This window comes from Alkalimonas amylolytica (assembly GCF_900107845.1).
Lineage (GTDB): Bacteria > Pseudomonadota > Gammaproteobacteria > Enterobacterales > Alteromonadaceae > Alkalimonas > Alkalimonas amylolytica.
In genome coordinates, this window is sequence record NZ_FNRM01000007.1 from 130,879 (window position 1) to 154,748 (window position 23,870).

23 protein-coding genes and 1 pseudogene are annotated in these 23,870 nt (G+C 52.4%); 16 read left to right on the forward strand and 8 right to left on the reverse strand.

The window, feature by feature from the left end; genetic code table 11:
* Nucleotides 1–21 precede the first annotated feature (21 nt).
* Entirely contained in the window at nt 22–1,035 is a 1,014-nt protein-coding gene (locus BLW37_RS14150) for a GGDEF domain-containing protein (protein WP_091343994.1), read from the reverse strand.
* A 308-nt stretch (nt 1,036–1,343) separates the two neighbouring features.
* Between BLW37_RS14150 and BLW37_RS14155 the strand changes: the two genes are divergently transcribed.
* Nucleotides 1,344–3,083 (forward strand): DUF885 domain-containing protein, encoded by a 1,740-nt coding sequence (locus BLW37_RS14155; RefSeq protein ID WP_091343996.1) that lies wholly within the window; start codon nt 1,344–1,346, stop codon nt 3,081–3,083.
* A gap of 70 nt (nt 3,084–3,153) precedes the next feature.
* Here BLW37_RS14155 and BLW37_RS14160 read toward each other — a convergent pair whose 3' ends face one another.
* Entirely contained in the window at nt 3,154–3,393 is a 240-nt protein-coding gene (locus BLW37_RS14160) for a hypothetical protein (protein ID WP_091343997.1), read from the reverse strand.
* Nucleotides 3,394–3,430: 37 nt separating this feature from the next.
* The gene (locus BLW37_RS14165; protein ID WP_091343999.1) at nt 3,431–3,907 is read right to left on the reverse strand and encodes an EVE domain-containing protein; all 477 of its coding nucleotides are present in this window, start codon (nt 3,905–3,907) and stop codon (nt 3,431–3,433) included.
* A gap of 79 nt (nt 3,908–3,986) precedes the next feature.
* On the opposite strand from BLW37_RS14165, the gene tesB reads away from it, so the two are divergent.
* Entirely contained in the window at nt 3,987–4,865 is an 879-nt protein-coding gene (gene tesB, locus BLW37_RS14170) for an acyl-CoA thioesterase II (RefSeq protein ID WP_091344000.1), read from the forward strand.
* Here the strand turns inward: tesB and plsB are convergent.
* Nucleotides 4,862–7,315, reverse strand: coding sequence for a glycerol-3-phosphate 1-O-acyltransferase PlsB (plsB, locus tag BLW37_RS14175; protein ID WP_091344003.1), 2,454 nt, complete (start codon nt 7,313–7,315; stop codon nt 4,862–4,864). The two genes, tesB and plsB, sit on opposite strands and share 4 nt — an antisense overlap.
* 135 nt (nt 7,316–7,450) lie before the next feature.
* On the opposite strand from plsB, the gene lexA reads away from it, so the two are divergent.
* From lexA to BLW37_RS14200, 5 genes and pseudogenes are all read left to right on the forward strand, one after another.
* A complete protein-coding gene (gene lexA, locus BLW37_RS14180) occupies nt 7,451–8,074 on the forward strand; it encodes a transcriptional repressor LexA (protein WP_091344005.1) in 624 nt (207 codons plus the stop codon).
* Nucleotides 8,075–8,415: 341 nt separating this feature from the next.
* Nucleotides 8,416–9,558: a cytochrome c oxidase subunit II gene (gene coxB / locus BLW37_RS14185; RefSeq protein WP_483860493.1), complete on the forward strand. Its 1,143-nt coding sequence runs from the start codon at nt 8,416–8,418 to the stop codon at nt 9,556–9,558.
* A gap of 3 nt (nt 9,559–9,561) precedes the next feature.
* Nucleotides 9,562–11,148 (forward strand): cytochrome c oxidase subunit I, encoded by a 1,587-nt coding sequence (gene ctaD, locus BLW37_RS14190; RefSeq protein ID WP_091344006.1) that lies wholly within the window; start codon nt 9,562–9,564, stop codon nt 11,146–11,148.
* Nucleotides 11,149–11,157: 9 nt separating this feature from the next.
* Nucleotides 11,158–11,721, forward strand: coding sequence for a cytochrome c oxidase assembly protein (locus BLW37_RS14195; protein ID WP_091344008.1), 564 nt, complete (start codon nt 11,158–11,160; stop codon nt 11,719–11,721).
* Between the two features lie 2 nt (nt 11,722–11,723).
* Nucleotides 11,724–12,601, forward strand: a pseudogene (locus BLW37_RS14200) (cytochrome c oxidase subunit 3).
* Nucleotides 12,602–12,643: 42 nt separating this feature from the next.
* Here the strand turns inward: BLW37_RS14200 and BLW37_RS14205 are convergent.
* On the reverse strand, nt 12,644–12,853 hold the full coding sequence (locus tag BLW37_RS14205) for a DUF2909 domain-containing protein (protein WP_091344010.1): 210 nt from the start codon (nt 12,851–12,853) through the stop codon (nt 12,644–12,646).
* A 26-nt stretch (nt 12,854–12,879) separates the two neighbouring features.
* On the opposite strand from BLW37_RS14205, the gene BLW37_RS14210 reads away from it, so the two are divergent.
* The 5 genes from BLW37_RS14210 to BLW37_RS14230 are packed head-to-tail and all read left to right on the forward strand — an operon-like array spanning nt 12,880 to nt 16,677.
* Nucleotides 12,880–13,608, forward strand: coding sequence for an SURF1 family protein (locus BLW37_RS14210; protein WP_091344011.1), 729 nt, complete (start codon nt 12,880–12,882; stop codon nt 13,606–13,608).
* Nucleotides 13,601–14,125, forward strand: coding sequence for a hypothetical protein (locus BLW37_RS14215; RefSeq protein WP_091344013.1), 525 nt, complete (start codon nt 13,601–13,603; stop codon nt 14,123–14,125). Before BLW37_RS14210 ends, BLW37_RS14215 begins: the two co-directional genes overlap by 8 nt.
* Entirely contained in the window at nt 14,122–15,129 is a 1,008-nt protein-coding gene (locus BLW37_RS14220; protein WP_091344016.1) for a COX15/CtaA family protein, read from the forward strand. Before BLW37_RS14215 ends, BLW37_RS14220 begins: the two co-directional genes overlap by 4 nt.
* Nucleotides 15,130–15,131: 2 nt before the next feature.
* Entirely contained in the window at nt 15,132–16,046 is a 915-nt protein-coding gene (gene cyoE, locus BLW37_RS14225; protein ID WP_091344017.1) for a heme o synthase, read from the forward strand.
* Nucleotides 16,036–16,677 carry an SCO family protein gene (locus BLW37_RS14230; protein WP_091344019.1) on the forward strand — a complete coding sequence of 214 codons (642 nt, stop codon included), beginning with the start codon at nt 16,036–16,038 and terminating at the stop codon, nt 16,675–16,677. Before cyoE ends, BLW37_RS14230 begins: the two co-directional genes overlap by 11 nt.
* A gap of 61 nt (nt 16,678–16,738) precedes the next feature.
* Here the strand turns inward: BLW37_RS14230 and BLW37_RS14235 are convergent, their stop codons facing one another.
* A complete protein-coding gene (locus BLW37_RS14235; RefSeq protein WP_245785746.1) occupies nt 16,739–17,779 on the reverse strand; it encodes a polysaccharide deacetylase family protein in 1,041 nt (346 codons plus the stop codon).
* Between the two features lie 21 nt (nt 17,780–17,800).
* The gene (gene nfuA, locus BLW37_RS14240) at nt 17,801–18,379 is read right to left on the reverse strand and encodes a Fe-S biogenesis protein NfuA (RefSeq protein WP_091344021.1); all 579 of its coding nucleotides are present in this window, start codon (nt 18,377–18,379) and stop codon (nt 17,801–17,803) included.
* 127 nt (nt 18,380–18,506) lie between these two features.
* Here nfuA and BLW37_RS14245 point away from each other — a divergent pair, with 127 nt between their 5' ends.
* Nucleotides 18,507–21,053, forward strand: a complete 2,547-nt coding sequence (locus BLW37_RS14245; RefSeq protein ID WP_091344134.1) for a M14 family zinc carboxypeptidase — start codon at nt 18,507–18,509, stop codon at nt 21,051–21,053.
* Nucleotides 21,054–21,105: 52 nt separating this feature from the next.
* On the opposite strand, the gene BLW37_RS14250 is transcribed toward BLW37_RS14245, so the two are convergent.
* Complete coding sequence (locus BLW37_RS14250; RefSeq protein ID WP_091344023.1) at nt 21,106–21,795, reverse strand: ComF family protein; 690 nt, start codon at nt 21,793–21,795, stop codon at nt 21,106–21,108.
* Nucleotides 21,796–21,851: 56 nt separating this feature from the next.
* Between BLW37_RS14250 and bioH the strand changes: the two genes are divergently transcribed.
* The 3 genes from bioH (at nt 21,852) to BLW37_RS14265 (ending at nt 23,834) form a co-directional block, all read left to right on the forward strand.
* Nucleotides 21,852–22,622, forward strand: coding sequence for a pimeloyl-ACP methyl ester esterase BioH (gene bioH / locus BLW37_RS14255; protein ID WP_091344025.1), 771 nt, complete (start codon nt 21,852–21,854; stop codon nt 22,620–22,622).
* Between the two features lie 73 nt (nt 22,623–22,695).
* Nucleotides 22,696–22,992, forward strand: a complete 297-nt coding sequence (locus BLW37_RS14260) for a hypothetical protein (protein WP_091344027.1) — start codon at nt 22,696–22,698, stop codon at nt 22,990–22,992.
* Between the two features lie 5 nt (nt 22,993–22,997).
* Nucleotides 22,998–23,834, forward strand: coding sequence for a putative metalloprotease CJM1_0395 family protein (locus BLW37_RS14265; RefSeq protein WP_091344029.1), 837 nt, complete (start codon nt 22,998–23,000; stop codon nt 23,832–23,834).
* Nucleotides 23,835–23,870: the final 36 nt, after the last annotated feature.

Genomic DNA, 23,870 nt, shown 5'->3' on the forward strand with positions numbered 1-23,870 from the left:
CCCTTGCCGACAACCATGTTGTTACAACATAGCTTCGGTAGCGACCTGATTACGGCCACGGTGTTTGGCAATTTGCAGGATTTGGCTGGTTCTGGCTAAAAACTGTTGCCAGTTTTCTTTCGCCTGATACAAGGACACCCCGAGCGAGATGGTTACTTTGGGCAGGGTTTTTTTGCTGCGAGATGACACAAAACGTAACTTCTCCACGCCTTTACGCACTTGTTCCGCAATTTCGCCAGCGGTACGTAAGTCGACATCCGGCAGCAGAATCAAAAACTCTTCGCCACCGGCTCGAACTGGCAGGCCACTGTCTTGCACATAGCTGCGTACCTTGCGGGCGACTTTACTTAAAATAACATCGCCAATGGTATCGCCATAGTCCTGATTGAATTGACGAAAGTGATCCAAATCGACGGCAATTGCTGCAATTTGTCGCTCTGGTTGTTCGGTGAGCCAGAGTTCCAGGTGCTCCTGCATTGCCAATCGATTGTACAGGCCGGTTAGCGGATCCAACAACCGCAGTTGTTTCATTTCTTTTAGTTCGGTACGAAGTTGGTGGCTTTGTTGATTGGCCAAATCCAGTTGTTGGTTCAATTGCAGGTGGCAGCGTCGAACTTTCTCAGTAGCCTCGATCAGCTGCATCATATTAAGTTTCAATGCAGGGTCGCTGTTACTAAGCTCGGGCAATTGATGATCCAGCAGTTCCAGGTAATCACTGGTGGCTTCATGGGCCAGATCGGTGCAACCAGATAAACGGGTGACCATGGTACTGACCCGTTGGACCAATTGTTCGTTTTGTTGATGAGACTTTTCGATCCAGTGGCTGTAGAGTTCTGCCATAATGAAGTCATCGAATGGCAGCTTAGCGGAAACGCGTTGCTCAATCGCCTGACATAGACCAGCATTTTGGCCACTGCTGTACTCATAGCTGACGGTATAATTGACCGGGTGAGGCGCTAGATTGTGCCTTAACAGGAAAGCCGCCGCCTGAGACGATTTTTCTCGTGCCAGTGCAACCGGGTCATTATACATCATGACAAGGTAAACTCCGTTTGATACTACGTGAAATCGAGCGCAGCAATGATACAGCGATGACTACGCGACTTGTTGTTTTGCTTGGCAAAGCAATCGTATCGCTTGTAATTTCCCATAACATAACGACTTCCACAGCGTTAGCCAAGTGTTTTTTAACATTTCATCGCATTCTTGCCGGCAAAGTGAACTTTGTACAGGAAACCTTGGCTTAAATGCGTTTAACGGTCCGTTGCAAGCGTCGGCAGAGACTGGATTTGAGATGAGATCTGGGTAGAATTCATTTACAAACAAGAAACAGAGGGTACACCATGCGAGTAATGCTTTTAGCGGCCTCAGTGGCGTTGATGCTTGGCTGCGCCAGCCAGACAACGGCACCGGTCATGACAGATCAAGCCTTTAGCATCTTTGCAACCGATTTATGGCAAGCAGAGCAAGAGCGTAGCCGTCAGCAGCCAGGCCAATTGGCGGATTTATCGGCAGAGCGATTGGCTGAACTGGCCGCCGAACGCCGTAACTGGTTGCAGCAGTTGGATGCGATGGAGCTCTCTACACTCTCCGAGCAGAATCAAATTAATCACGCGATTTTGCGTTATCGCCTGGCCAACAGTTATGATCAGTATCGTTTTGGCGCGCACCGGATGCCGTTAACGGCAGAGTCTGGCTTTCACAACAGCCTGGCATTTATGGCGCAACGGGGTGGGTTCAGGCAGCAGAGTGATTTTGACAATTACCTGAGTCAGCTGGCACAAATGCCACGTTACTTCGAGCAGCAGATGCAGTGGATGCGTCAGGGCCTGGCCGATGGCATGACTCAGCCTCAGGCTGTGCTGGCAGGCTTTGAGCAAAGTATCAGTGCCTATGTGACCCAACTGCCTGAGCAAAATGTGTTTTATACCCCTTTCCGCCGTAAGCCTGACAGCATTTCTGATGCCGATTGGCAGCAGTTAACCGAGCGCGCTAAAACGTTGATCAACGAAGCAGTTAACCCAAGCTATCAGGCATTTTATGACTTTTTTGTCAGCGAGTATTATCCTAATGCCCGTCAAAGCATTGGTGCCAGTGAGTTACCTGATGGCCGTGCTTACTATCAGAACCGACTGGAGTATTACACCACGCTGCAAATGACACCTGCGGAAATTCATCAGATTGGTTTGGATGAAGTTGCCCGCATCCGGGCCGAAATGCAGCAGGTGATAGATGACTTGGGTTTTGAAGGTAGCTTTGCTGATTTCGTTAATTACTTGCGCACTGACCCGAAGTTTTATGCCGAAACGCCGGAGCAGCTGATGCGCTATGCCGCCTACTTATCAAAAAAAGCCGATGCTGCCTTACCCCGCTTTTTCTTACGTGAAACCTTACCAAGAACGCCTTACGGTGTGGCGCCAGTTCCAGATGAAATTGCGCCTAAATACACCACAGGTCGTTATTTAAGCGCCAATACCGATCGTGATGCCGGTTATTACTGGGTGAATACCTATGCGCTCAATCGCCGGCCTTTGTATGAAATGGAAGCCCTGACGTTGCATGAAGCGGTACCAGGCCACCACTTGCAAATTGCATTGTCGCAGGAGATGGCGCAATTGCCGGACTACCGTCGCAGCTTCTATACTTCGGCCTTTGGTGAAGGCTGGGGCTTGTATGCCGAGTACCTTGGGTTGGAGATGGGCTTTTACCAGAATCCATACGACAACTTCGGACGTCTGTCTTTTGAAATGTGGCGGGCGGTGCGACTGGTGGTAGATACCGGATTGCATGCCAAAGGTTGGAGCCGGCAAGAGGCCATCGATTTTCTGGCCAGCAACAGTGCGCTATCCATGCATAACGTCGTGACTGAAATCGATCGTTACATTAGCTGGCCAGGTCAGGCGCTATCGTACAAGCTGGGTGAGCTGACCATCCGCCGACTGCGCCAGGAGGCAGAGCAAGCTCTGGGTGAGGACTTCGATGTACGCGAGTTTCACCACCAGGCGCTTAAAAACGGCAGTGTACCGTTGCAGGTCCTGGAGCAACAAATTCGCCAGTACATTGCGGAAAAAAGGAACTCATAGTGGTGCTTTTTCGCACCGGCTAACAAAAAAACAGCAGTCACGGCTGCTGTTTTTTGGATCGATTGCTTGGTTAATGCCGGACGGTGATTTTCGGCTCAGTGTCGATTTCACCATCCTGATCGATGGCTGCGACCCGGGTGCCGGCTAATAAAATAGCAAGATTGCCCGTGGTAGAATGCCGGACAAAGGCAAGTTCATAACCATACCGTTGCAACTCGGCTACCGAGAATTTTTGGGCCAGATTCAGCTCATCCCAGATTTGTTGCATCTCCCTGCTCGACTGGCGCCTTTCAATAAGTGCTGCTTGCATAGTAAAACACCCTATCTTCAGTTGCGTCGAAAAAGATTCAGTCCTGATTGGACAATGCGGTCAGGCTGAGAATAGTACACCATTCATCATCTGTCACGGGCATGACCGACAAGCGGTTGCCTTTTCTGACCAGTGGCATCTGATTGAGTGTACCTATTTTTTTAAGTTTGTCTAGCGTTAAAATCAAGTCAAATTTTTGTTCAAACTTTACATCAACTGCTATCCAGCGTGGTGCCGCTGGATTGGATTTAGCATCAAAATAGCTGCTGTTCGGTTGAAACTGGGTGGGATCCGGATAAGCTGCTTTCGTGATCCGGGCAATACCGGCAATACCTGGTGGTTTACAACTGGAATGATAAATAAAGACTTTATCGCCCAGTTGCACCTGATCGCGTAAAAAATTACGTGCTTGGTAATTACGCACCCCATCCCAAAGAAAATTACGCTCAGGTTCCACTGCCAGATCATCAATACTAAGTTCATCCGGTTCGGTTTTAAACAACCAATAGGCCATGGGGGATGTGCTACCGCTGGTGGATTTGTTGTTATACTAACGCTACCGTCGGGGTAGATAAAGCAAAATGCAGGGTGCTATGAGTCAGGTATTGGATAAGTTGTTGTCGTTACTGAAGCTGGAGCCGATAGAGCTTGGGCTCTACCGTGGGCAGAGCCAGGACCTGGGTTTTAAAGCTGTGTTTGGTGGCCAGGTGATGGGGCAGGCGTTATCGGCCGCTAAAGCCACCATCGATGAAGATCGCAAGGTGCATTCGTTTCACTCCTATTTTTTACGGCCCGGCGATGCCAGCAAGCCGATTGTGTATGAAGTGGAAAGCATTCGTGATGGCAAAAGCTTCAGCACCCGCCGGGTAAGAGCCATTCAGTTTGGCAAGGCCATTTTTTACATGACGGCTTCTTTTCAGCGTGAAGAAACTGGTTTTGAACACCAGGACAGCATGCCTGAAGTGCCAGGACCGGACGAGCTGGTGTCGGATCTGGATTTTTACCAGCAGCATGCGGATAAGATCCCGGAAGCGCTGCGCAGTAAATTCATCTGTGAAAAACCGATTGAGATGCGTCCGGTCGATTTTCAAAACCCGTTCGAGCCAAAGCAAAGTGAGCCTAAACGTTATGTCTGGTTTAAAGCCAATGGCACCATGCCGGATGATTTACGGGTGCATAAATACCTGTTGGCCTATGCCTCGGACTTTAACTTCCTGCCAACGGCGTTGCAGCCGCATGGCCGATCCTTTTTAGCTCCTAATATGCAGGTGGCTACCATCGATCATGCGATGTGGTTTCATCAGGATTTTCGTTTTGACGATTGGCTGCTCTATGCGGTTGATAGCCCCAGTGCCTCTGGTGGCCGGGGCTTGGTCCGAGGACAGTTTTATGATCGTGCCGGCCGTCTGGTTGCCTCGACCATTCAGGAAGGGGTCATTCGGCAGTACCCGGTGGCCGCGAAACCTGCTTAGCTGGCTTGCTGACACTGCTCACAGCTAGACACCAAACGCTGAATGCTTTGCAGTACATCCGAGTGCAGCATGGCATTTACCGTTTGGGTGAGTTTACTCAGTCTGGCGGTTGCATGCAGGCTACCATTGTCGGCTACTCGCAGCTGCTGCTGTTGACGCAGCGCTTTGATTAAAGTAGCAAACAGCTGCTTATCCAGGTACTCCGGTGCTGTTATGCCATGCAGCGTCAGTAGTCTGCCGGCAAGCGCCTGACTTTGTTGCTCCAACTGAGCGCGCTGCCAGCCAGAGCCTTGTTGTAACAAATTCAAGACGATGGCGTAGCGCTGCAAGGTGTCGGTGGCGATACCTGCCAGCAGACCTAACTGGCGATAACCAGCATCTTGCTGGGGCACTGGCCTTGGGCCTTGCGCCGACTGCTCGATTAAACCGGTTTCAGCCATAAAGTCGAGCAATGGCCCGGATAGGGTGCTGTGCTCCGTTTTTAGGTAGAGCTCGGTCGCGAGCAGGGGATACAGCAGTGCCATAGTTTCGGCCAGTTGCTGCCCACTCAGATCACGTTGTCGCAGTAGTGCCGATGCCAGGATGGCCGGTAAAATGAACAAGTGGATGATATTGTTGCGAAAGTAACTGAGCAGGATCGCCTGCTCGGGCTCCAGCGTAATGATCTGGCCAAAATGATCGCTGCTTTGCTGGATTTTTCCAAGGGCCAGGGCGTGCTCAATCATCTCGGCGGCACTTTGCTCTGGCAGACTGATACGGTGATGGTAGGGCAGGGACTGCTGCAGTTGGATATACAGCTCCAGCTGTTGCTCCAACTCTGAGCGAGCCAGCGCTTTATGCCGGGTGGCCAACAACACCAGCGCAATCAGATTGATGGCATTAAGGGCTGCAGCCTGGTTGATGTGCACCATAATGTCAGTCGCCAGCTCATCGACCATGCTTCCCAGCCAGGCTGGCTTGGGCACAGTGCTGTATTCACGCAGACGTTTCCAGTCCGGCACCCGTTCAGTCAAATAGCTGTTCAGTGAAATAGGTTCGGCAAAGTTGATGTAGCCATAGCCATAATTGCGCAGTTTACGAATGGCTTTAAAGACACCAAATACCGACTCCTTTTGTTTGGCCGAGCCTTTTAATTCACTCAGGTAGGTATTGACCTCCATCACATGCTCATAACCCAAATAAACTGGTACAAGCGTGATGGGCCGGTCACTGCCTTGCAACAAGGTTTGCACCGTCATGGCCAGCATGCCGGTTTTCGGTGTCAGCAGCCGGCCGGTTCGGCTGCGGCCGCCTTCCGGGTAAAATTTCACCGCATAGCCTTTGTTAAACAACTGGCTTAAGTACTCGCGAAATACCGTGGAGTAGAGTTTATCGCCGCTAAAACTGCGGCGAATAAAAAATGCTCCGCCCCGGCGAAAGATAGGCCCCGCCGGCCAAAAGTTCAGATTCACTCCGGCGGCAATGTGCGGAGGTACTAAGCCCTGATGATAAATAACATAGCTAAGTAGCAGGTAATCCATATGGCTGCGATGGCAGGGTACATAGACAATTTCGTGTCCTTTTTGCGCCAGCTCCTGCAGTTGTTTGCCGTGATTAATTTTCAGGCCATGATAAAGCTTGTGCCATAACCAGCTCAGCACCCGATCGCCCACCCTAAGGGTCGACTCGCGATAATCGGCGGCAATTTCCTGCAGTAACTTTCGGGCTCGCAACCGGGCTTTTTCGATGGAGATTTGGTGGGTTTTGGCTTCGTCGGCAATCACCTTCTTTACCGCCGGCCGAGCCAGGATAGCATGTTGCAACTGGCTTCGGCTCATCAGGCGAGGACCGGTCGCTGCCAGTCGTTGTCTATAAAAATGAATGCGTGACATTCGAAGCAGCTTTCGTGCTACTACCGGATTGGCACCAAATTGGGCGGCCATCTGCTGCAGTTGCACCGGAGGGCTGAAGCGGATCAGGGTATGACGACCGGATACCAATACAATCAGCAGTTTAGCCAGCCAATTTGGCGAGTGTGCTTCACCAAGCAGCCATTTGATACTGTTTTCCTTGCCCGGCGTGCGGCCCCATAAAATAGCAGCCGGGATCAACTGCGCCTGCAAGTCAGGCTGCTGCTGATGGGCCTGCAGCAGCGTCAGGCCTTGTAATAGAGCCTTGGTCTTTGGACGCCCCCCGATCAGCCGGTGCGGTTTTTCCAGAAACAGGATGCGATCCAGTTGCTCTGAACCCAGTTGCACCGGGCTAAGCGGGTCGGGTAAGCGCAGTTGCAGACAGACCCGGCGTAAGGTAGCCAGATCACTGGCCGATTCGGTATGGCAGATATAAAAAATCGGTCGGGCTGTGTCCAGTTGCAACTCGACAACCGGATCTGCAGGCAGTAATTTAAAGCGAACCAAAGGGCGCAGTGGCCATTTCAATAAGGATGCGAACCACTTTAATCGCAGCAACATAGCGCATGTCCGTCATAATAAAACCATAATTTTAGCATGGTCCAAAGGGCGGTGGCAGTCCAGGCACCTTTCAACTTGGCATTTTACCAAAGACTGTATATACTGACAGTATTTACTGTATGGGTAACCAGCACTATGAGACCACTTACTGCACGCCAGGCCGAAATTTTACAGTTGCTGCGCGATTATCAGGCAGAAACCGGTATGCCACCGACCCGGGCAGAAATTGCCCACCAACTTGGCTTTAAATCGGCCAATGCTGCCGAAGAGCATTTAAAAGCTCTGGCGCGTAAAGGGGTGATTGAAATGCTGCCGGGGACATCCCGCGGTCTGCGTATTATCGAAGATGAGTTGGCTGTACCAGAGCAGCTTGGCTTGCCGCTGGTTGGTAAAGTGGCGGCGGGCCAACCTATTCTTGCAGCTGAGAATATTCAGGATCACTATCAGCTGGATGCCCACTTGTTTAAACCCCATGCCGACTTCTTGCTGCGGGTGCAGGGCATGAGCATGCAGGACATTGGTATTCTGGATGGCGATTTGTTGGCGGTGCACAAGACCAATCGTGCCGAGCAGCGGCAGGTGGTGGTAGCAAGGGTGGGTGAGGATGTGACTGTTAAACGCTTTGAGCGTCAGGGCAATACAGTGCTACTACATCCAGAGAATCAGGACTTCGAAGTGATCAAAGTCGACCTGAGCCAGCAGGATTTTCAGATCGAAGGCCTGGCCGTCGGAGTGATCCGTAATGGCAGTTGGCTTTAGGGATTAGCACAAGCTATTTGCTAAGCTACTGACACAAAAAATAGAAAGAGCGCTGGTATGACCACTTGGTTTTGCCAGCGCTTTTGTTATTTAGGGGTTTACACTGAGCGCGATTTGGATAATTCTTAGGCGAGAACTGATGAAAAAATAAGTACCCAAAAAGGGGCGTCGTCTGTTCCGCTTTGTGCGACAACAATCATCTAATTAATTGTGCGCTAGCATTGCGAAAATAATTACAACAATTTCAAATCAGCAATTGCGAAATGTTGCCATGGATTAGGGTGTACTATGTGCTTCGTTTCGGCAGTTTGCTTTTGCAAAATGTCAGAGGAGAAGTAAACGTGGCGAAAACGAGAAGTTGGCGTTGGTCGCTACCGGCCTTGTTGTTGGCAGGCCAGGCTCATGCAACTGGGATCCAGTTCAACATGACCCCTGGAGTAACCGATATCAGTCAGCAGGTGTACGCCCTGCATATGACGATTTTTTGGATCTGCTGCGCTATTGGTCTGGTGGTATTCACCGCGATGTTTGTGTCCATTATCCTGCATCGGAAATCCCGTGGCGTAACACCTGCCACTTTCCATGAAAGCACCAAAGTCGAGATCATCTGGACAGCGATCCCTGTGTTGATCCTAATTGTGATGGCCATTCCTGCGACCAGGGTACTGATTGCGATGGAGGACACCAGCGACTCGGATGTGACGGTACTGATTACCGGCTCTCAGTGGCGCTGGCATTACGAGTACCTGGATTACGACATTGACTATTTCTCCATTTTGGCTACGCCACGCGGCCAGGTTGAGGGACGTTTGCCTAAAGGTGACAATTACCTACTCGAGGTAGACCGGCCTTTGGTCATTCCTACCGGCAAGAAAGTCCGTTTTCTGATGACCTCCGATGATGTGATTCATTCCTGGTGGGTACCCGCATTTGCCATTAAAAAAGACACCAACCCGGGCTTTATTAACGAAGCATGGACTCAGGTCAATGAACCTGGCATTTACCGTGGTCAGTGTGCTGAGCTGTGCGGCATGGACCATGGTTTTATGCCCATCGTGGTGATTGCCAAAGAACCTGACGACTTTGCCAAGTGGGTCGAACAGGAAGAAGCCCGTATTGCCGCTATTCGTGAAGAAGAGCAGCGTTTGCTGGCACTGCGGATGAACATCGAAGAGCAAATGGTACTGGGTGAGCGGGTGTATCTGGCGCACTGTGCTGCCTGTCACCAGCCGAATGGTACAGGCTTACCACCGATGTTCCCGGCACTGAAAGACAACTATGTGACGACCCAGGACCGTGCCGAGCACATCAAGGTGATGGTAGATGGCCGGCCTGGTACTTCGATGGCATCTTTTGCCCGTCAGCTCAGTTTGCGCGAGCTGACCTCTGTGATCACCTACACACGCAATGCCTGGGGCAATGATACCGGCGACGTGGTGCAGGCGGTTGAAGTCTATGAGTACATGCAGGGCAAGGGGGAGTAAGGCATGAGCACAGTAACCACTGCAGATCATCATGATGAGCATCATGATCACAAGCCAACCGGCATCAAACGTTGGCTCTTTACCACCAATCACAAAGACATTGGCAGCCTCTATCTGATTTTTGCGCTGGCGATGTTTTTCTTAGGCGGTGCCATGGCGATGGTGATCCGGCTGGAGTTATTCCAACCAGGTTTGCAATTTGTCGACCCGCAATTCTTTAACCAAATGACCACCATGCATGGTCTGATCATGGTGTTTGGCGCTGTAATGCCGGCGTTTACCGGCCTGGCCAACTGGATGATCCCAATGATGATTGGAGCGCCGGATATGGCGCTGCCGCGAATGAACAACTGGAGTTTCTGGATCCTGCCGTTTGCGTTTTTAATCCTGATTATCTCGATGTTTCTGCCTGGCGGCGGCCCAGACTTTGGCTGGACTTTCTACGCGCCTTTGTCTACCACTTACAGCAATGACAGCACTGCCTTGTTTGTGTTCGCGGTCCACATTATGGGGATTTCCTCCATCATGGGCGCCATCAACGTCATTGTCACCATCGTCAATATGCGGGCACCAGGCATGACCTGGATGAAGCTGCCATTGTTCGTTTGGACCTGGCTCATCACTGCCTTCCTGTTGATTATGGTCATGCCAGTACTGGCTGGTGTGGTCACTATGGTGCTGACCGATAAATACTTTGCCACCAGCTTTTTTGATGCGGCCGGCGGTGGTGATCCTGTGTTGTTCCAGCATATTTTCTGGTTCTTCGGTCACCCGGAAGTGTACATTATGATTTTGCCGGCTTTTGGTATTGTGTCTGCAATCGTGCCAACCTTTGCCCGTAAGAAGCTGTTTGGTTATGCCTCTATGGTGTATGCGACCGCCAGTATCGCCATCTTGTCGTTTTTGGTCTGGGCACACCATATGTTCACCACTGGCATGCCGGTATTCGCGACGCTGTTCTTCATGTACACCACCATGTTGATAGCCGTGCCGACCGGGGTGAAGGTCTTTAACTGGGTAGCAACCATGTGGCGCGGTGCCATGACCTTTGAAGTGCCGATGATGTTTGCTTTGGCCTTTATCGTGCTCTTTACCATCGGTGGCTTGTCTGGGGTGATGCTGGCGATTACCCCGGCTGATTTCCAGTACCATGATACCTACTTTGTGGTGGCACACTTCCATTACGTGTTGGTGTCTGGTGCCGTGTTCTCCATCGTCGCAGCGGTCTATTACTGGCTGCCGAAATGGACTGGCCATATGTACGATGAGAAGTTGGGCCAGTTGCATTTCTGGTGCTCGTTGATTTCGGTCAACCTGTTGTTCTTCCCGATGCACTTTGTCGGCCTGGCAGGTATGCCGCGTCGTATTCCAGACTATGCACTGCAATTTGCCGATTTCAATGCTTTTGTCAGCGTCGGTGGTTTCTTGTTTGGCTTGTCGCAATTGATCTTCCTCTGGGTGGTGATCAAGTGCGCGCGCGGTGGTGAGAAAGCCCCGGCTAAGCCATGGGAAGGAGCCGAAGGGTTGGAGTGGGAAGTACCGTCACCGGCACCTTACCATACCTTTGATACCCCACCTCAGGTGAAGTAGGAGGCCGTTATGAATGCGAAGCACAGCACCCTGATTGGCAAGCTTAGCTTGTTGGTGGTCGCCATGTTTGCGTTCGGCTATGCCTTGGTGCCGTTGTACGATGTCTTTTGTGACATCACCGGCATCAATGGCAAAACGGCGTCCGAGCCGGTATCGGCTGAAGCGGCCATCATTGACACCAGCCGGGAGATCACCATTGAGTTTATCGCCCGGCCCAATCAACAGATGCCGTGGATCTTCCGGCCTGAAGTGCGCCGGATGCGGGTGCATCCGGGCGAGATCCACATTATGAACTATCTGGCAGAAAACCCGACCGGCCGTGCAATTGTTGGCCAGGCTGTTCCGTCAGTATCGCCGGGACAGGCAGCACTGTTCTTTCATAAAATTGAGTGCTTTTGCTTTACCCAGCAGTACCTGGCCGGTGGCAACGATATGCTGATGCCATTGCAGTTTTATGTCGATCCGGCACTGCCAGCACAGTTCAGTACCATTACATTGTCTTATACCCTGTACGATGTCACTAGCCAGTGGCAGGACAGCGGTCAGGACACTGCAACAGAATTTGGGGAATAACAATGAATAACGAAGGCTACCAAAAGTATTATGTGCCCGATCAAAGTCCCTGGCCGCTGGTTGGCGCCATAGCTTTGTTCTTTATTGCCTTAGGCGCAGGTTTTTTTGTCATTGATATGAGCAAGGACCAGAGCGGTTGGGGGGCTATATGTTCCTGCTCGGCGTCGCAATTTTATTTGTGATGCTGTACGGCTGGTTTAAGAACGTGGTGGATGAATCCATGGCTGGGCTCTACAGCCCACAAATGGATCGTTCCTTTAAACAGGGCATGAGCTGGTTTATCGTGTCTGAGATTATGTTCTTCGCAGCTTTAATCGGTGCTTTGTTCTACGCCCGCTTTATTGCCGTACCATGGTTGGGTGGCGCTAGTAACAACGAAATGACCGGCGCTATTTTATGGCCGAACTTCGAAGCGGTTTGGCCCTTGCTTACTACGCCAGGTGGTACCGAAACCCAGGCGATGGGCTGGGGCTTACCATTAATCAACACTATGATTCTGGTGACTTCGTCTGTGACACTGCATTTTGCGCATACCGGCTTGGAGCAGAATAAACGGAGCCAGTTGACCGGTATGCTGCTGCTTACCTTGATTCTTGGGGTTATTTTCCTTGGCTTGCAAGGCTATGAATACGTGCTTGCTTACCGGGACCTGGGGTTGCGTCTGGATTCGGGAATTTATGGCAACACTTTCTTTATCCTGACTGGCTTTCACGGCATGCATGTATTCTTAGGAGCGCTGATCCTGTTCTTTGTGCTGCTGCGTGTGCTGAAAGGGCATTTTACCCCAGAGAAGCATTTTGCCTTTCAGGCTGGCGCCTGGTACTGGCACTTTGTCGATGTGGTGTGGATCATCGTATTCTGTTTGGTCTACGTGTTCTGACCGGCCGGGGCATTAGCCCCGGCGCAAAGCCATCTTCCCTTTTTAATAAGGGCGAGGGTTGGGTGTAAGCACACCGGTGGCAAGCGCCACCAGTATCAGCAGTAAAGCCAGCGCGGAAAACAGCACCCGCTTCCCTAAAAACTGGCTCATTCGAACAGTGCCCTGTTCGCTACGTAACATGGTAAAGAGCGCACGGAACAAATTAAATACAATAAAGAGCAGTAGTGCGATGATGACAAGCTTTAACCACATAGTGTCAGATCTCCTGGATTGGTGTAATGCAATTTAGGGTTGCGGGTACATCTGTATCGGTGCATCCGGTCTGGTTACTGATCACTTTGACGGTATTTGCCGTTTTAATCAAGCTTGGCTGGTGGCAGCTAAGCCGTGCCAGTGAGAAAGCCAGTCAAATGCAACAGTTGGCCAGCTGGCAAGCCGAAGGTCCGCTTAACTGGCAACAGTTGCGACAGCTACCTTTGCAGGAAGCGGACTTGGTGCAATTTGCCGATGAAGGTCGTTGGCTATCCCCAATGGTTTGGTTACAAGACAACAAGATTGTGCAAGGGCGTATTGGCTATGATGTGATCATACCGGTCCAGTTTAGCCGCTTTGATCCGCCGGTGTTAGTGAATCTGGGCTGGGTAGAAGCTGCCCGGAATCGTGCCGAGCTGCCGGAGCTAACTATTCCCGAGCAATTACCGATCCGCGGTGTGCTCCGGACCTCGTTTGGTAGTTTTCGGCTGGGGCAGAACCTGGAGACCGGGGATAGCTGGCCAATGCGGATCCAACAAGTGGAGCTGGATAGTGTAAACCCATACCTGCCACAGCCGGCATTGGCTGCCGTGATTTACCAAATGGAAACAAGCCCTTTTCAGCCCCACTACCAACCGGTGGTAATGCCTCCGGAAAAGCACCGGGGTTATGCCGTACAATGGTTCTTGCTGGCCGTTGCTGTGCTTGGCGTGGCCCTGGCTGCCAGTTTGCGTAAAGAGGAAACCAATGAATAAAACGAAATTCCTGAGCATCTTTCTGCCATTGTGTTTGCTGCCATTGCTACTGGCAAAATTGGCGCTGCATTTTGGCTGGTTTGAAGGCGGCACTGTCAGTAAAGGGGAGTGGATGCCGGAAGAGGTCTTTGCACTGCCGGCCCTGGCTGCGCATGAAAAAGTTTGGCGCTTGGCGGTAGTGCCAGCCAAAGATTGCGAGCAGCGCTGTGAGCAGGGCCTGCATACGGTGCAGCAGCTGTTTATTGGCCTGGGTCGCAAGCAAGTGCAGGTGCAGCCGGTGTTGCTGGCCGCTAGCAAAGACACCGCAGTATTGCAGCAGTTCCCAGTGTTCCAGCACCAACACCCAACTCAGGCTGACACGGCTGCCATTGGCAATTACATTGTGATTGTCGATGTGCAGGGCCTGGTATTGTTGCGTTACCCACTGCCAGATGCGGATCATTTACCGGCGGACATTGCCCGGGACATTCGCACCGACTTATTAAAACTGATGAACTACGATCGGATCCGGGTATGAACAAGACACTACTGCAAAAACTATCCACGTGGACCATTCTGCTCACCATGGTGGTGATTATTCTGGGCGCTTATACCCGGCTCACTGATGCCGGCCTAGGGTGTCCGGATTGGCCTGGCTGCTATGGTTTTATTAAGGTGCCGATGACCGAAAGTCGCATTGCGCAGGCTGAAATGGCCTTCCCGGAGCGCCCGCTTGAGCCCTTCAAGGCCTGGAACGAAATGATTCACCGATACTTTGCCGGCACTTTAGGTCTGATGATCGCAGCTATTTTCTTTATTAGCTGGTTTGGTAAATTCAGTGCCCCACGATTATTACCCAGTGTGCTGGCTGTGCTGGTAATTTTTCAGGCAGCCTTAGGTGCCTGGACGGTGACGCTCAGTTTGTTGCCCATAGTGGTGATGGCGCATCTAATGGGCGGCTTTACCTTGCTCTGTCTGCTGGGGCTCTATTGGCTGCAGTTGCGACCGGAGTTGCTGCAAGGCATGGAACCGCAGCTGCACAAATTAAAGCCTCTGGCAGTGCTGACCACCGTGGTGGTGGCGCTGCAGATTGCCTTAGGTGGCTGGACGGCGGCCAACTATGCGGCGTTGGCTTGTCTGGAGCTGCCCATTTGCGAACCGGGCTGGGCCAGTCGGTTGGAACTGGGCGAGGCCTTTAGCCTGCATCTTGGCTATGACGATTATGAGTTTGGTGTGATGTCACAGGATGCCAGACAGACCATTCATGTTTTTCACCGCATCGGCGCTGGTATCACGCTGCTGGTGACGGGCTTGTTTAGTTGGTTGTTGTGGCAACAGGCAAAAACAGACTTGATGAAAAAACTGGCGCTGGCGCTGGGGGCAATATTGCTGCTACAGTTTATCTTAGGTGTGCTGAATATTGTGCTGCACCTGCCACTTTTAAACGCAGTGGCGCATAATTTTGTCGGAGCCAACTTATTGCTCTGCATGGTGGTGATTCTGTATCAACTCAGGCGCCGCACCAGGGAACAGGAGACTTGATCATGGCCATTGCCAAACAACTGAACCGGCATGCGCTTGGCAGCTGGCGTGATTATTTGGAGCTGACTAAACCTAAGGTGGTGGCTTTGCTGGTGCTCACTGCCTGGGTTGGCATGATGCTGGCGGTTCCAGGCTTGCCTGATTTAACCGTGATGCTGCTGGCGACGCTGGGCATCGGTTTGTTGTCGGCTGCTGCTGCTGCCTTAAATCATGTGGTCGATCAGAAGATCGATGCCAAGATGGCACGTACCCATAGCCGACCGGTGGCCAAAGGCCGTATCAGCTCCAGTCAGGCCATTGCCTTTGCGTTGCTGCTGGCCAGCAGTGGCTTTGCCATGTTGTATCTTGGAGTGAATGCGCTTACCGCTTGGCTGACCTTGCTCAGTCTGTTTGGTTATGCCGTGGTGTACACCATGTTTTTAAAGCGCGCCACACCGCAGAATATCGTCATTGGGGGCCTGGCCGGTGCTATGCCGCCGCTGCTGGGCTGGACTGCGGTTACCGGTGAGCTGCACGGCTATGCGCTCTTGCTGGTGATGATTATTTTTACCTGGACGCCACCGCATTTCTGGGCGTTGGCCATTCATCGCCGGGATGACTATGCCAAAGTGAACATGCCAATGTTGCCGGTCACCCATGGCATTGCTTTTACCAAAAGCGCTATTTTGCTCTATACCATCATGCTGTTTATTGTTTGCTTGCTGCCCTATGTGGTGGGCATGACCGGGCTGATTTACCTGCTGGGTGCCTGCCTGCTGAATCTTCGTTTTATGCAGCACGCCTGGCGCCTCAAGTTTGCCGACACCCCGGGGCAGGCGATGGCAATGTTTCGTTTTTCCATTGTTCATTTGATGGTGCTTTTTCTGGTACTCTTACTGGACCACTATCTGAAAATAGCACCGATTTATGGCCAATAAGATTCTCTATCCACTGATTGCTGTGCTGGCATTGGTTGCCGGCTTGGTCGGCTACCACTTGTTGCAGCCCAGTCATACGCCTGAACATACCTTGTTGTATCCTCAGCCGCGGGTGTTGGCCGATTTTCAGCTAACCAGCCATACAGGTTCCGCTGTCACCCGCGAGCAGCTCTATGGTCAGTGGACGCTGGCCTTTGTTGGCTACACTTATTGCCCGGATATCTGCCCATTAACACTGGCACAACTGGCTGGTTTGCATGATGATCTACAACAGCATGTAGCGGAGCCGCTAAATATCTGGTTTGTCTCGGTCGATCCGAACCGGGATACACCCGCGCAAATGGCCAGCTATGTGCAGTATTTCCAGCAGGCAGCCATTACCGGTGTCACGGCAGGCCATGATCAACTGTTTCCTTTTGTGCGTCAGCTGGGGCTGATGTATGCCATGTCCAGCACCACCGATGAGCACTACCTGGTCGATCACAGTGCTTCGATAGTGCTGATCAATCCCAAGGGCCAGTTGGTGGCCATGTTCAAACCGGAACTGGCCGAAGGGCGGGTACCCACGGTACGCAGCCAAGACTTGCTGGCCGATTTTCCCTGGGTTATTCGTCAGCTGGCAAAAAGCTAGTGCTGTCTAAAACAACCTATCCGAGTGCGGATGCTCACCGCGCTTTAAGGCTGTAAGCAAACTAATCGCTCGAGCGGCCAAACAACCAGGGCTGGGAGTACCAGTAAAAATAACCGCGCTTGCTTATAGATGGCGCTGTGCAGTTGTAACGACTGCGGCCGCGGTTCACCGGCTTGCTGGCTTTGGCCACGAAGGTTTGGCCATCATCCAGCCAGTCTGGCTCTATCACTTCCATCCCGGCAAAACAACGTAGCTGGGATGGCCGGAAATCCTCAACCTGCAGGCGCAGTGACAGCGTTGGTGGGTTGTGCTCAGCAGTTACCATCGGATCGGCCTGCACATGCTCTAAGATGGTAAATGGCAGGGTGCGCAGCTTCTGCGCCAGATCCGACATCTCAGCAAAGCGGCCGGCGGCTGGATAACGCGGTACCCGGGTGAGTTTGGTGCTGGGACCGACTGCGCCTGACTGCTGGCCAATGCCGATAAAACCAAGTTCTTTCACCAAAGCTTCCAGTTTCGGGCTGAATTCACCATAGGGATAGGCCAGAAATCGGTGGCTTTGGCCGGTTTCTTCTTTAATGCGCTGCTCTGCATCCAGAATGGTTTGGCGCATCCGTTTTAGCCAGTCGGCTTCGGACTCGCCCGGTTCCGGCTGAGCCATTTTTTCGTGATGCATGGCATGATTCGCTACCAGTACACCATCGTCGCTCATACGGCGGATTTGCTCCCAGCTCATCACCGGGCCGGTACGGCTATCAATATCGCCTGGGCTGATAAAAATGGTGTAGGGCATGCCAAACTCCATCAAAATGGGGTGTGCTGCGGTGTAATTGTTGGCATAGCCATCATCAAAGGTGATGGCTACTGCATTGTGAGGGACAGGCTCACCAGCCTGAAGTTTGGCAAGCAGTACATCCAGCCCGACTACGTCAAAGCCATGCTCCTGCAAGTACGTCAGATGCTGACGAAACTCGTCTTCGGTGGTGCTGCTGACTCTGGGGGTATCCTCAGCGATATGATGATAGATCAAGATCACTGCCGCCTGAGCTGGTAGTAGTGCTAACAGGCCAAGCAGCAGCAGAGCATGCAGGGTGGATTTCATGGCTTCACCTCTGATGGCAGTTTAGTAGTAAGAGTGTTCACCACGCTGATGCTCGGTGATGTCTTTTACGCCCGTCAATTCGCCGGCAAAGCGATTCAGCAGTTCTTTCTCAATGCCTTCTTTTAAGGTCAGATCAACCTGAGCACAGCCATTGCAGCCACCGCCAAATTGCAACACGACGACACCCGCATCGTTTAGCTCGACCACACTGACGTTGCCACCATGGTTGGCAAGTTGCGGGTTGATCTCAGCATCAATCATGTACTGTACCCGTTCACGTAATGGCGCATTGTCACTCACCTTACGCACTTTGGCGTTCGGCGCTTTTAGCGTCAGTTGAGAACCCATCTGATCGGTGACAAAATCGATTTCAGCATCCACTAAAAAGGGCTGGCTTTCGGCATCCACCACGGCAGAAAAACCATGAAAAGGCAGCTGTAGATCGCTTTCTTCCACCGAGTCAGGCGGGCAGTATGACACGCCGCACTCCGCGCTGGCCGTGCCGGGATTGACAACAAAGACCCGAATATGAGTGCCTTCGGGTTGCTTCTCAAGCAGTTTAACAAAGTGGCTTTGTGCACTTTCAGAAATCGAAATCATCGGCAGTACCTGACTAATTTACTAGGGTATAGCCTATCATACTCTTCCTTGTAGCTGGTTTCCAGCCCAGCTTGAGTTTGCCATGGCTTTATTGGACACTATAAGCAATGAGATTGGAGACTTTGCTATGAAAAAAATCCTGCTTCTTCTGTTGCTTGCCTGCAGTTTGCCCGCAGTTGCCGTTTGGCCTGAAGCATCTTTCGATGCTGACGTACCTCGGCCAGAGCAAACGGCCGGTTTTGCCATGGGGGAGTGGCACTGGCGGCACGACCAGATACAGCATTATTTTGAGCGTCTGGCGGCCCATTCAGCACTCGCCACTTTGCAGGTAATAGGCTATAGCCATGAACGTCGTCCTTTGCTGCAGTTGGTGGTTTCATCCGAGCAGAATCTTGCACGGCTAGACAGCATCCGGCAGCAGAACCTGGCGCAAAGTCAGGGCCAAACGTTGGCAGAGGATGCACCAGTGATTATCTGGCTTGGGTATGGTGTGCATGGCAACGAACCTAGTGCGACCCATGCCGCAGTGGCACTGGCCTATTATCTGACTGCAGTCCAAAGCAGTGAAGTAGAGCAGTGGCTGGACGAAGCCGTGATCATCATTCAACCCAGTCTCAACCCGGATGGGCATGATCGTTTTTCGCATTGGGTCAATATGCATCGTGGTAAGACACCTGTGGCCGATCCGCAACACCGCGAGCATGTTGAGCCCTGGCCCAATGGCCGGCCGAATCATTACTGGTTTGATCTAAACCGGGACTGGTTGTTGCTGCAACACCCGGAAAGCCAGGCCAGAATTAGCGAGTACCATCGCTGGCTGCCACAGGTGTTGGGTGACTTCCATGAAATGGGCACCAACAGCACCTATTTTTTTCAGCCTGGGATCCCAAGCCGCAATTATCCGCTAACGCCAGAACGCAATTTTGAACTGACCCGCACCTTGGCTGAGTTTCATGCCGCCAGCCTGGACCAAGCCAAAGAGCTGTATTACACCGAAGAAAGCTTTGATGATTTTTACATCGGCAAAGGCTCCACCTATCCGGATGTGACCGGCGGCATTGGTATTTTGTATGAGCAGGCCAGCAGCCGTGGTCATGTGCAGGAGTCCATTCATGGGCTGTTGACCTTTGAACGCACCATTCGCAACCAGTTGCTGACGTCGTTATCGACCATCCGCGGAGCGGTTGAGTATCGCTCCGAGCTCCAGCGCTATCAGCAAGACTTTTTCCGGCTCGGCCAAACGGAGGCCCGTCAGGAAAGCTTTCGTGGTTATATGCTGACCGAGGTGGATGACAAAACCCGGCTGCATGCTTTGTTGCGGCTTTTGCGCCAGCACCAGATTGAGGCTTTCCCGCTGCAACGCGACTGGCAGGATGGACAGTACAGCTACAAGGCTGGAGAAAGTTATTTTGTACCCTTGCAACAAGCCCAGTACCGCTTACTGAAAGGCGCTTTTAGTACCCGGAAAAACTTCCCTGACAATACCTTTTACGATGTTTCCAGCTGGACTTTACCTTACGCCTACAACATCGAGTATCGACAGGTACAGCGTGATCCAGCCAGAGCCCTGGCGAATGAACCCTGGGTTGAAGCTGTTCAATCTGTGCCTGCACCAGAGGCCGGTGCTTATGCCTATGCGTTTGGTTGGCAAGACCAAAAGGCCCCATTGTTGTTGCAGGCTCTGTTGGCTGAGGGCGTGGTGGCCAGAATGGCTCAGGCTGATTTTACGGCCATCACCAATGATGGCCCCCAGTCTTTTGTCGCCGGCTCGGTATTGATTCCAGCCGGTTTGCAGCAAGAGTCCGATTGGTTTGCCCGTTTGCAAGCAGCTCAGCAGCGCTTTGCGTTGCCGGTATTTGCCATTCAAACGGGTTTAACGCCAGCAGGCAGTGATCTAGGCAGCTTCCGCTTTGTGCCGGTGCAGTTGCCTCAGGTGCTGCTGATTGCCGGGCCCGGTATTAATTCGACCGAAGCTGGTGAGCTTTGGTACAACCTGGAACGTTTGGCAGGGATCTCACCGAGTATGGTAGAACCTGAGCGTTTTAGTCGCATCGACCTCAGCCGTTACAGCCACATCATCTTGCCAGATGGCAGCTACCAACAATGGAACAGTGCAGAGCAAGAGGCACTGCGGCGCTGGTTGAATGACGGTGGTATTGTTTGGGGGCAAAAACGCGCGGTGAGCTGGCTGGTGCAGCATGAGTTGCTGCAGGCTCAGGTTTGGCAACCGGCGGAAATGAACCGGATGATTTCCCACCAGCAGCTCAGATACAGTGATCAGGAAGCGCTGGCTGCCCGACAACGCATTGCCGGAGCTATTTTTGAAGCAGAGCTGGATCGCAGCCATCCGCTAACATTCGGTTTGCCGCGTGACCGCCTGCCATTGTTTAAAAACAGCACCTTGCTGTTGCAGCCTTCGCATGCACCCTTTGTAAATGTTGCTCTGTACAGTGAGCAGCCGCATCTGGCTGGTTATACCGCGCCGGAGTTTGTGCCGCGAATTGGTCAGGCAGCGGCTTTGCTGGCACACAATCATGGCCGTGGCCGGGTGATTGCAATGACGGATAATCCGGTATTTCGTGGCTACTTTAAAGGCTCCAGTCGTTTGCTGGTCAATGCCATCTATCTTGGGCACAGCTTCAGCGCCCAATCCCAGGCTGAGGACGACGAATAAAGCTGCTAACACCTAAGCAGGAGACAACAAAGATGTGGTTTCAGCATGCGATCTAACGGTGACGCCTGTCTTTAGCAGTAATGGCTAAAGTCCAGAGTTGCAGCGGTTTGGCACCGCCCCGCTGCAGGCAGCCACCAGCCTGCTTCAGGGTACTGCCAGTGGTGATGACATCATCCACCAACGCGATTTGGCCAAGTTGACTTAGCTGCTTTCGATAGACAGGGTTGAGTTGAAACAGCCGCTCACTGTTGCGTTGCCGTTGCCAGCGTTTTAGTTGCCGCTGATGCAGCCCACTGCGCTGACGTTGCAGTAAGGGCAAAACCGGTATCTGCCACGTCTTTGCCAGCACCTCTGCCAACAGTTCTGCCTGATTAAAGCCCCGGTCGAGATAGCGCCAGGTCGGCATGGGGATGAAGCAGAGGCAGTCGGGTAGTGGGAAACCCGCTGCCTGATACTGCTGGGCTAACTGACGGAATTGTTGCAGCAGCCAGTGGCCGGCTGCCAGCTGATGTTGGAGCTTCCACTGGCTGATGGCATAATCGTAAGGTGGTTGATACCAGCTCAGACTCACTAAGCGCTCGGCGTATAACGTGGGTAACCCTTGCTGCACAGCTGGCAGCCAGAGCAAGTTGCCGTGATAAAAGACGATGTCAAAACCGGGCAATGCCTGCTGGCAGCAACTACACATTTGCTGCCCGGCCTGATGCACAGGTAAATCACACCAGAGACAGCGGTTAGGCATCAGTTGATGCAATATCTTTTGTAGCATAAATGTGTATCTAATGTTTATTTCGGAGTATGGTTCAGGTGAGCAAACAGAGCAAGCCGAATTTAGTATTACTGCATGGCTGGGGCATGAATCAGGCCGTTTGGCAGCAGTGGCTGCCGTTACTGCAACAGGACTGGCAAGTGCATACGTTGGATTTGCCTGGGTTTGGATTGAGTAAAGATTGTCCTGAACCTTACACTTTAACTATGTTGGCAGAGTTGTTGCAGCCACAGCTACCGGCCAAAGCCGTGCTTTGCGGCTGGTCACTGGGGGGCTTGGTTGCCATTGAGTTGGCACGTTGTTACCCGCAACAGGTGCAAGCACTGGCATTGTTGGCGGCATCGCCTTGTTTTATGGCGCAAACCGACTGGCCTGGCATGTCAGCGCGTATCTTCACCCAGTTTCAGCAGCAGCTCAGTAACAATATACCTTTGACTATCCAGCGCTTTTTAGCTATTCAGGCAATGGGCAGTGCCAGTGCTAAAGACGATATCAAGCAGTTGCGTCAGGCTATTTTGCAACTGCCGGAACCAAAGCCAGAAGCTGTCACTGGTGGTTTGGCGCTGCTGCAAAGCTGTGATCTGCGTGCTGAGCTGGCAAGTTTACCGCTGCCGGTGCATGCCGCTTTTGGCCGGTTGGATACACTGGTTCCAATTGGAGTAGAGCAAGCCCTGCAGCAACTGATGCCCTCCGCCCAGACCCATTGTTTTGCCCATGCTTCGCATGCGCCCTTTATATCGCACCCAACAGAAAGTGCGGCCTGGTTACAGCAAATCCGACCGCAGTTACCTGGTGAATAAAGCAGCAAAGCTTTATTTTTTACCCGAAATGGTTAATAATTAACCATTGCAGTCGTGGTTTAATGAGGTGCTTATGAATATCCAGTCGGCTTTTGCCTCCGGCATGCAAGGCGTGCAGTCGGCCACTGACGCTATGACGCAAAGCACGCTCACTATCAACCGTCAAACCCAACGACCAGCTGATCCGGTAGTCGAAGCCGAGGCTGTGCCCACTGCTCAGCCACCAGTGCCATCGGCAACAGCAGCATTGCCCAGCCTGGAATCCAGTCTGATTGATCTCACCGTTCAACAGCGGCTGGCGGAAGCGAATGTGCGCTCCATTGAAACAGCCAGCAGTGTGCTCGGTACTTTGATCGATACCAAGGTGTAGCTGTTATGCTGATCACGTCGCATTATCCCAATGTCAGCCTGAATACCGCCAATCCGGCGACGGAGATGGCGCGCCGGGATAATCAACGGCGGGATTTGTTTGAGCCAGTGCAGGAAGCTGCCAAGAACTCGGCGGAAAAGCCGATTGCCAGTGATGATAAAGCCAAACAACAGCAGCCTCTGGCCAACAGTAATCAACAGCGCAATGAGCAAGCACAGACTGAAACCAATGCTGCCGTGCGCGGTCGGGAACAGGATGCCGAGCGAGATCCAGAGAGCCGTTCTGATAAGGAGCAACAGCGCCAGCAAGATCGGGCCGAGCAACAGGAGTTGCGCGAGCTGCAAGCCCGGGATCGTGAAGTGCGTGCCCACGAACAAGCCCACGCGGCTGTAGGCGGCCAATACGCCAGTGCGCCAACTTACACCTATGAGCGTGGCCCCGATGGCAATCAGTACGCCGTTGGTGGCGAAGTACAAATTGATCTATCGGAGATCCCGGCTAATCCTCAGGCCACAGTACAAAAAATGCAGCAGGTGCGTGCCGCGGCATTAGCACCGGCTGAGCCCTCAGCAGCCGATCAGCGCATTGCCGCTGAAGCCAGTCGCAGGATGCTGGCAGCCAGAGCCGCGATGGCCAAAGAAGCGATAAGCCGCAGCAATGAGCCATCAGCGCCGCGGCGGGCGATGGCTGACCGAGCCGCCGAAGCACAAATTCGTGTACCAGAGGCCAATACGCCTGCTGTCTCCGACACCGAAACCCTGCAACGGCGCAGCCAGGTGATTGCCGGTTTTTATCAGCAAGCCACCCAGCCTTCGTTAAGCAGTCTGCGTCAACAAGCCTGAGTCTCGATGAACCGGGCAGTAAGTTCTAACCGGGTT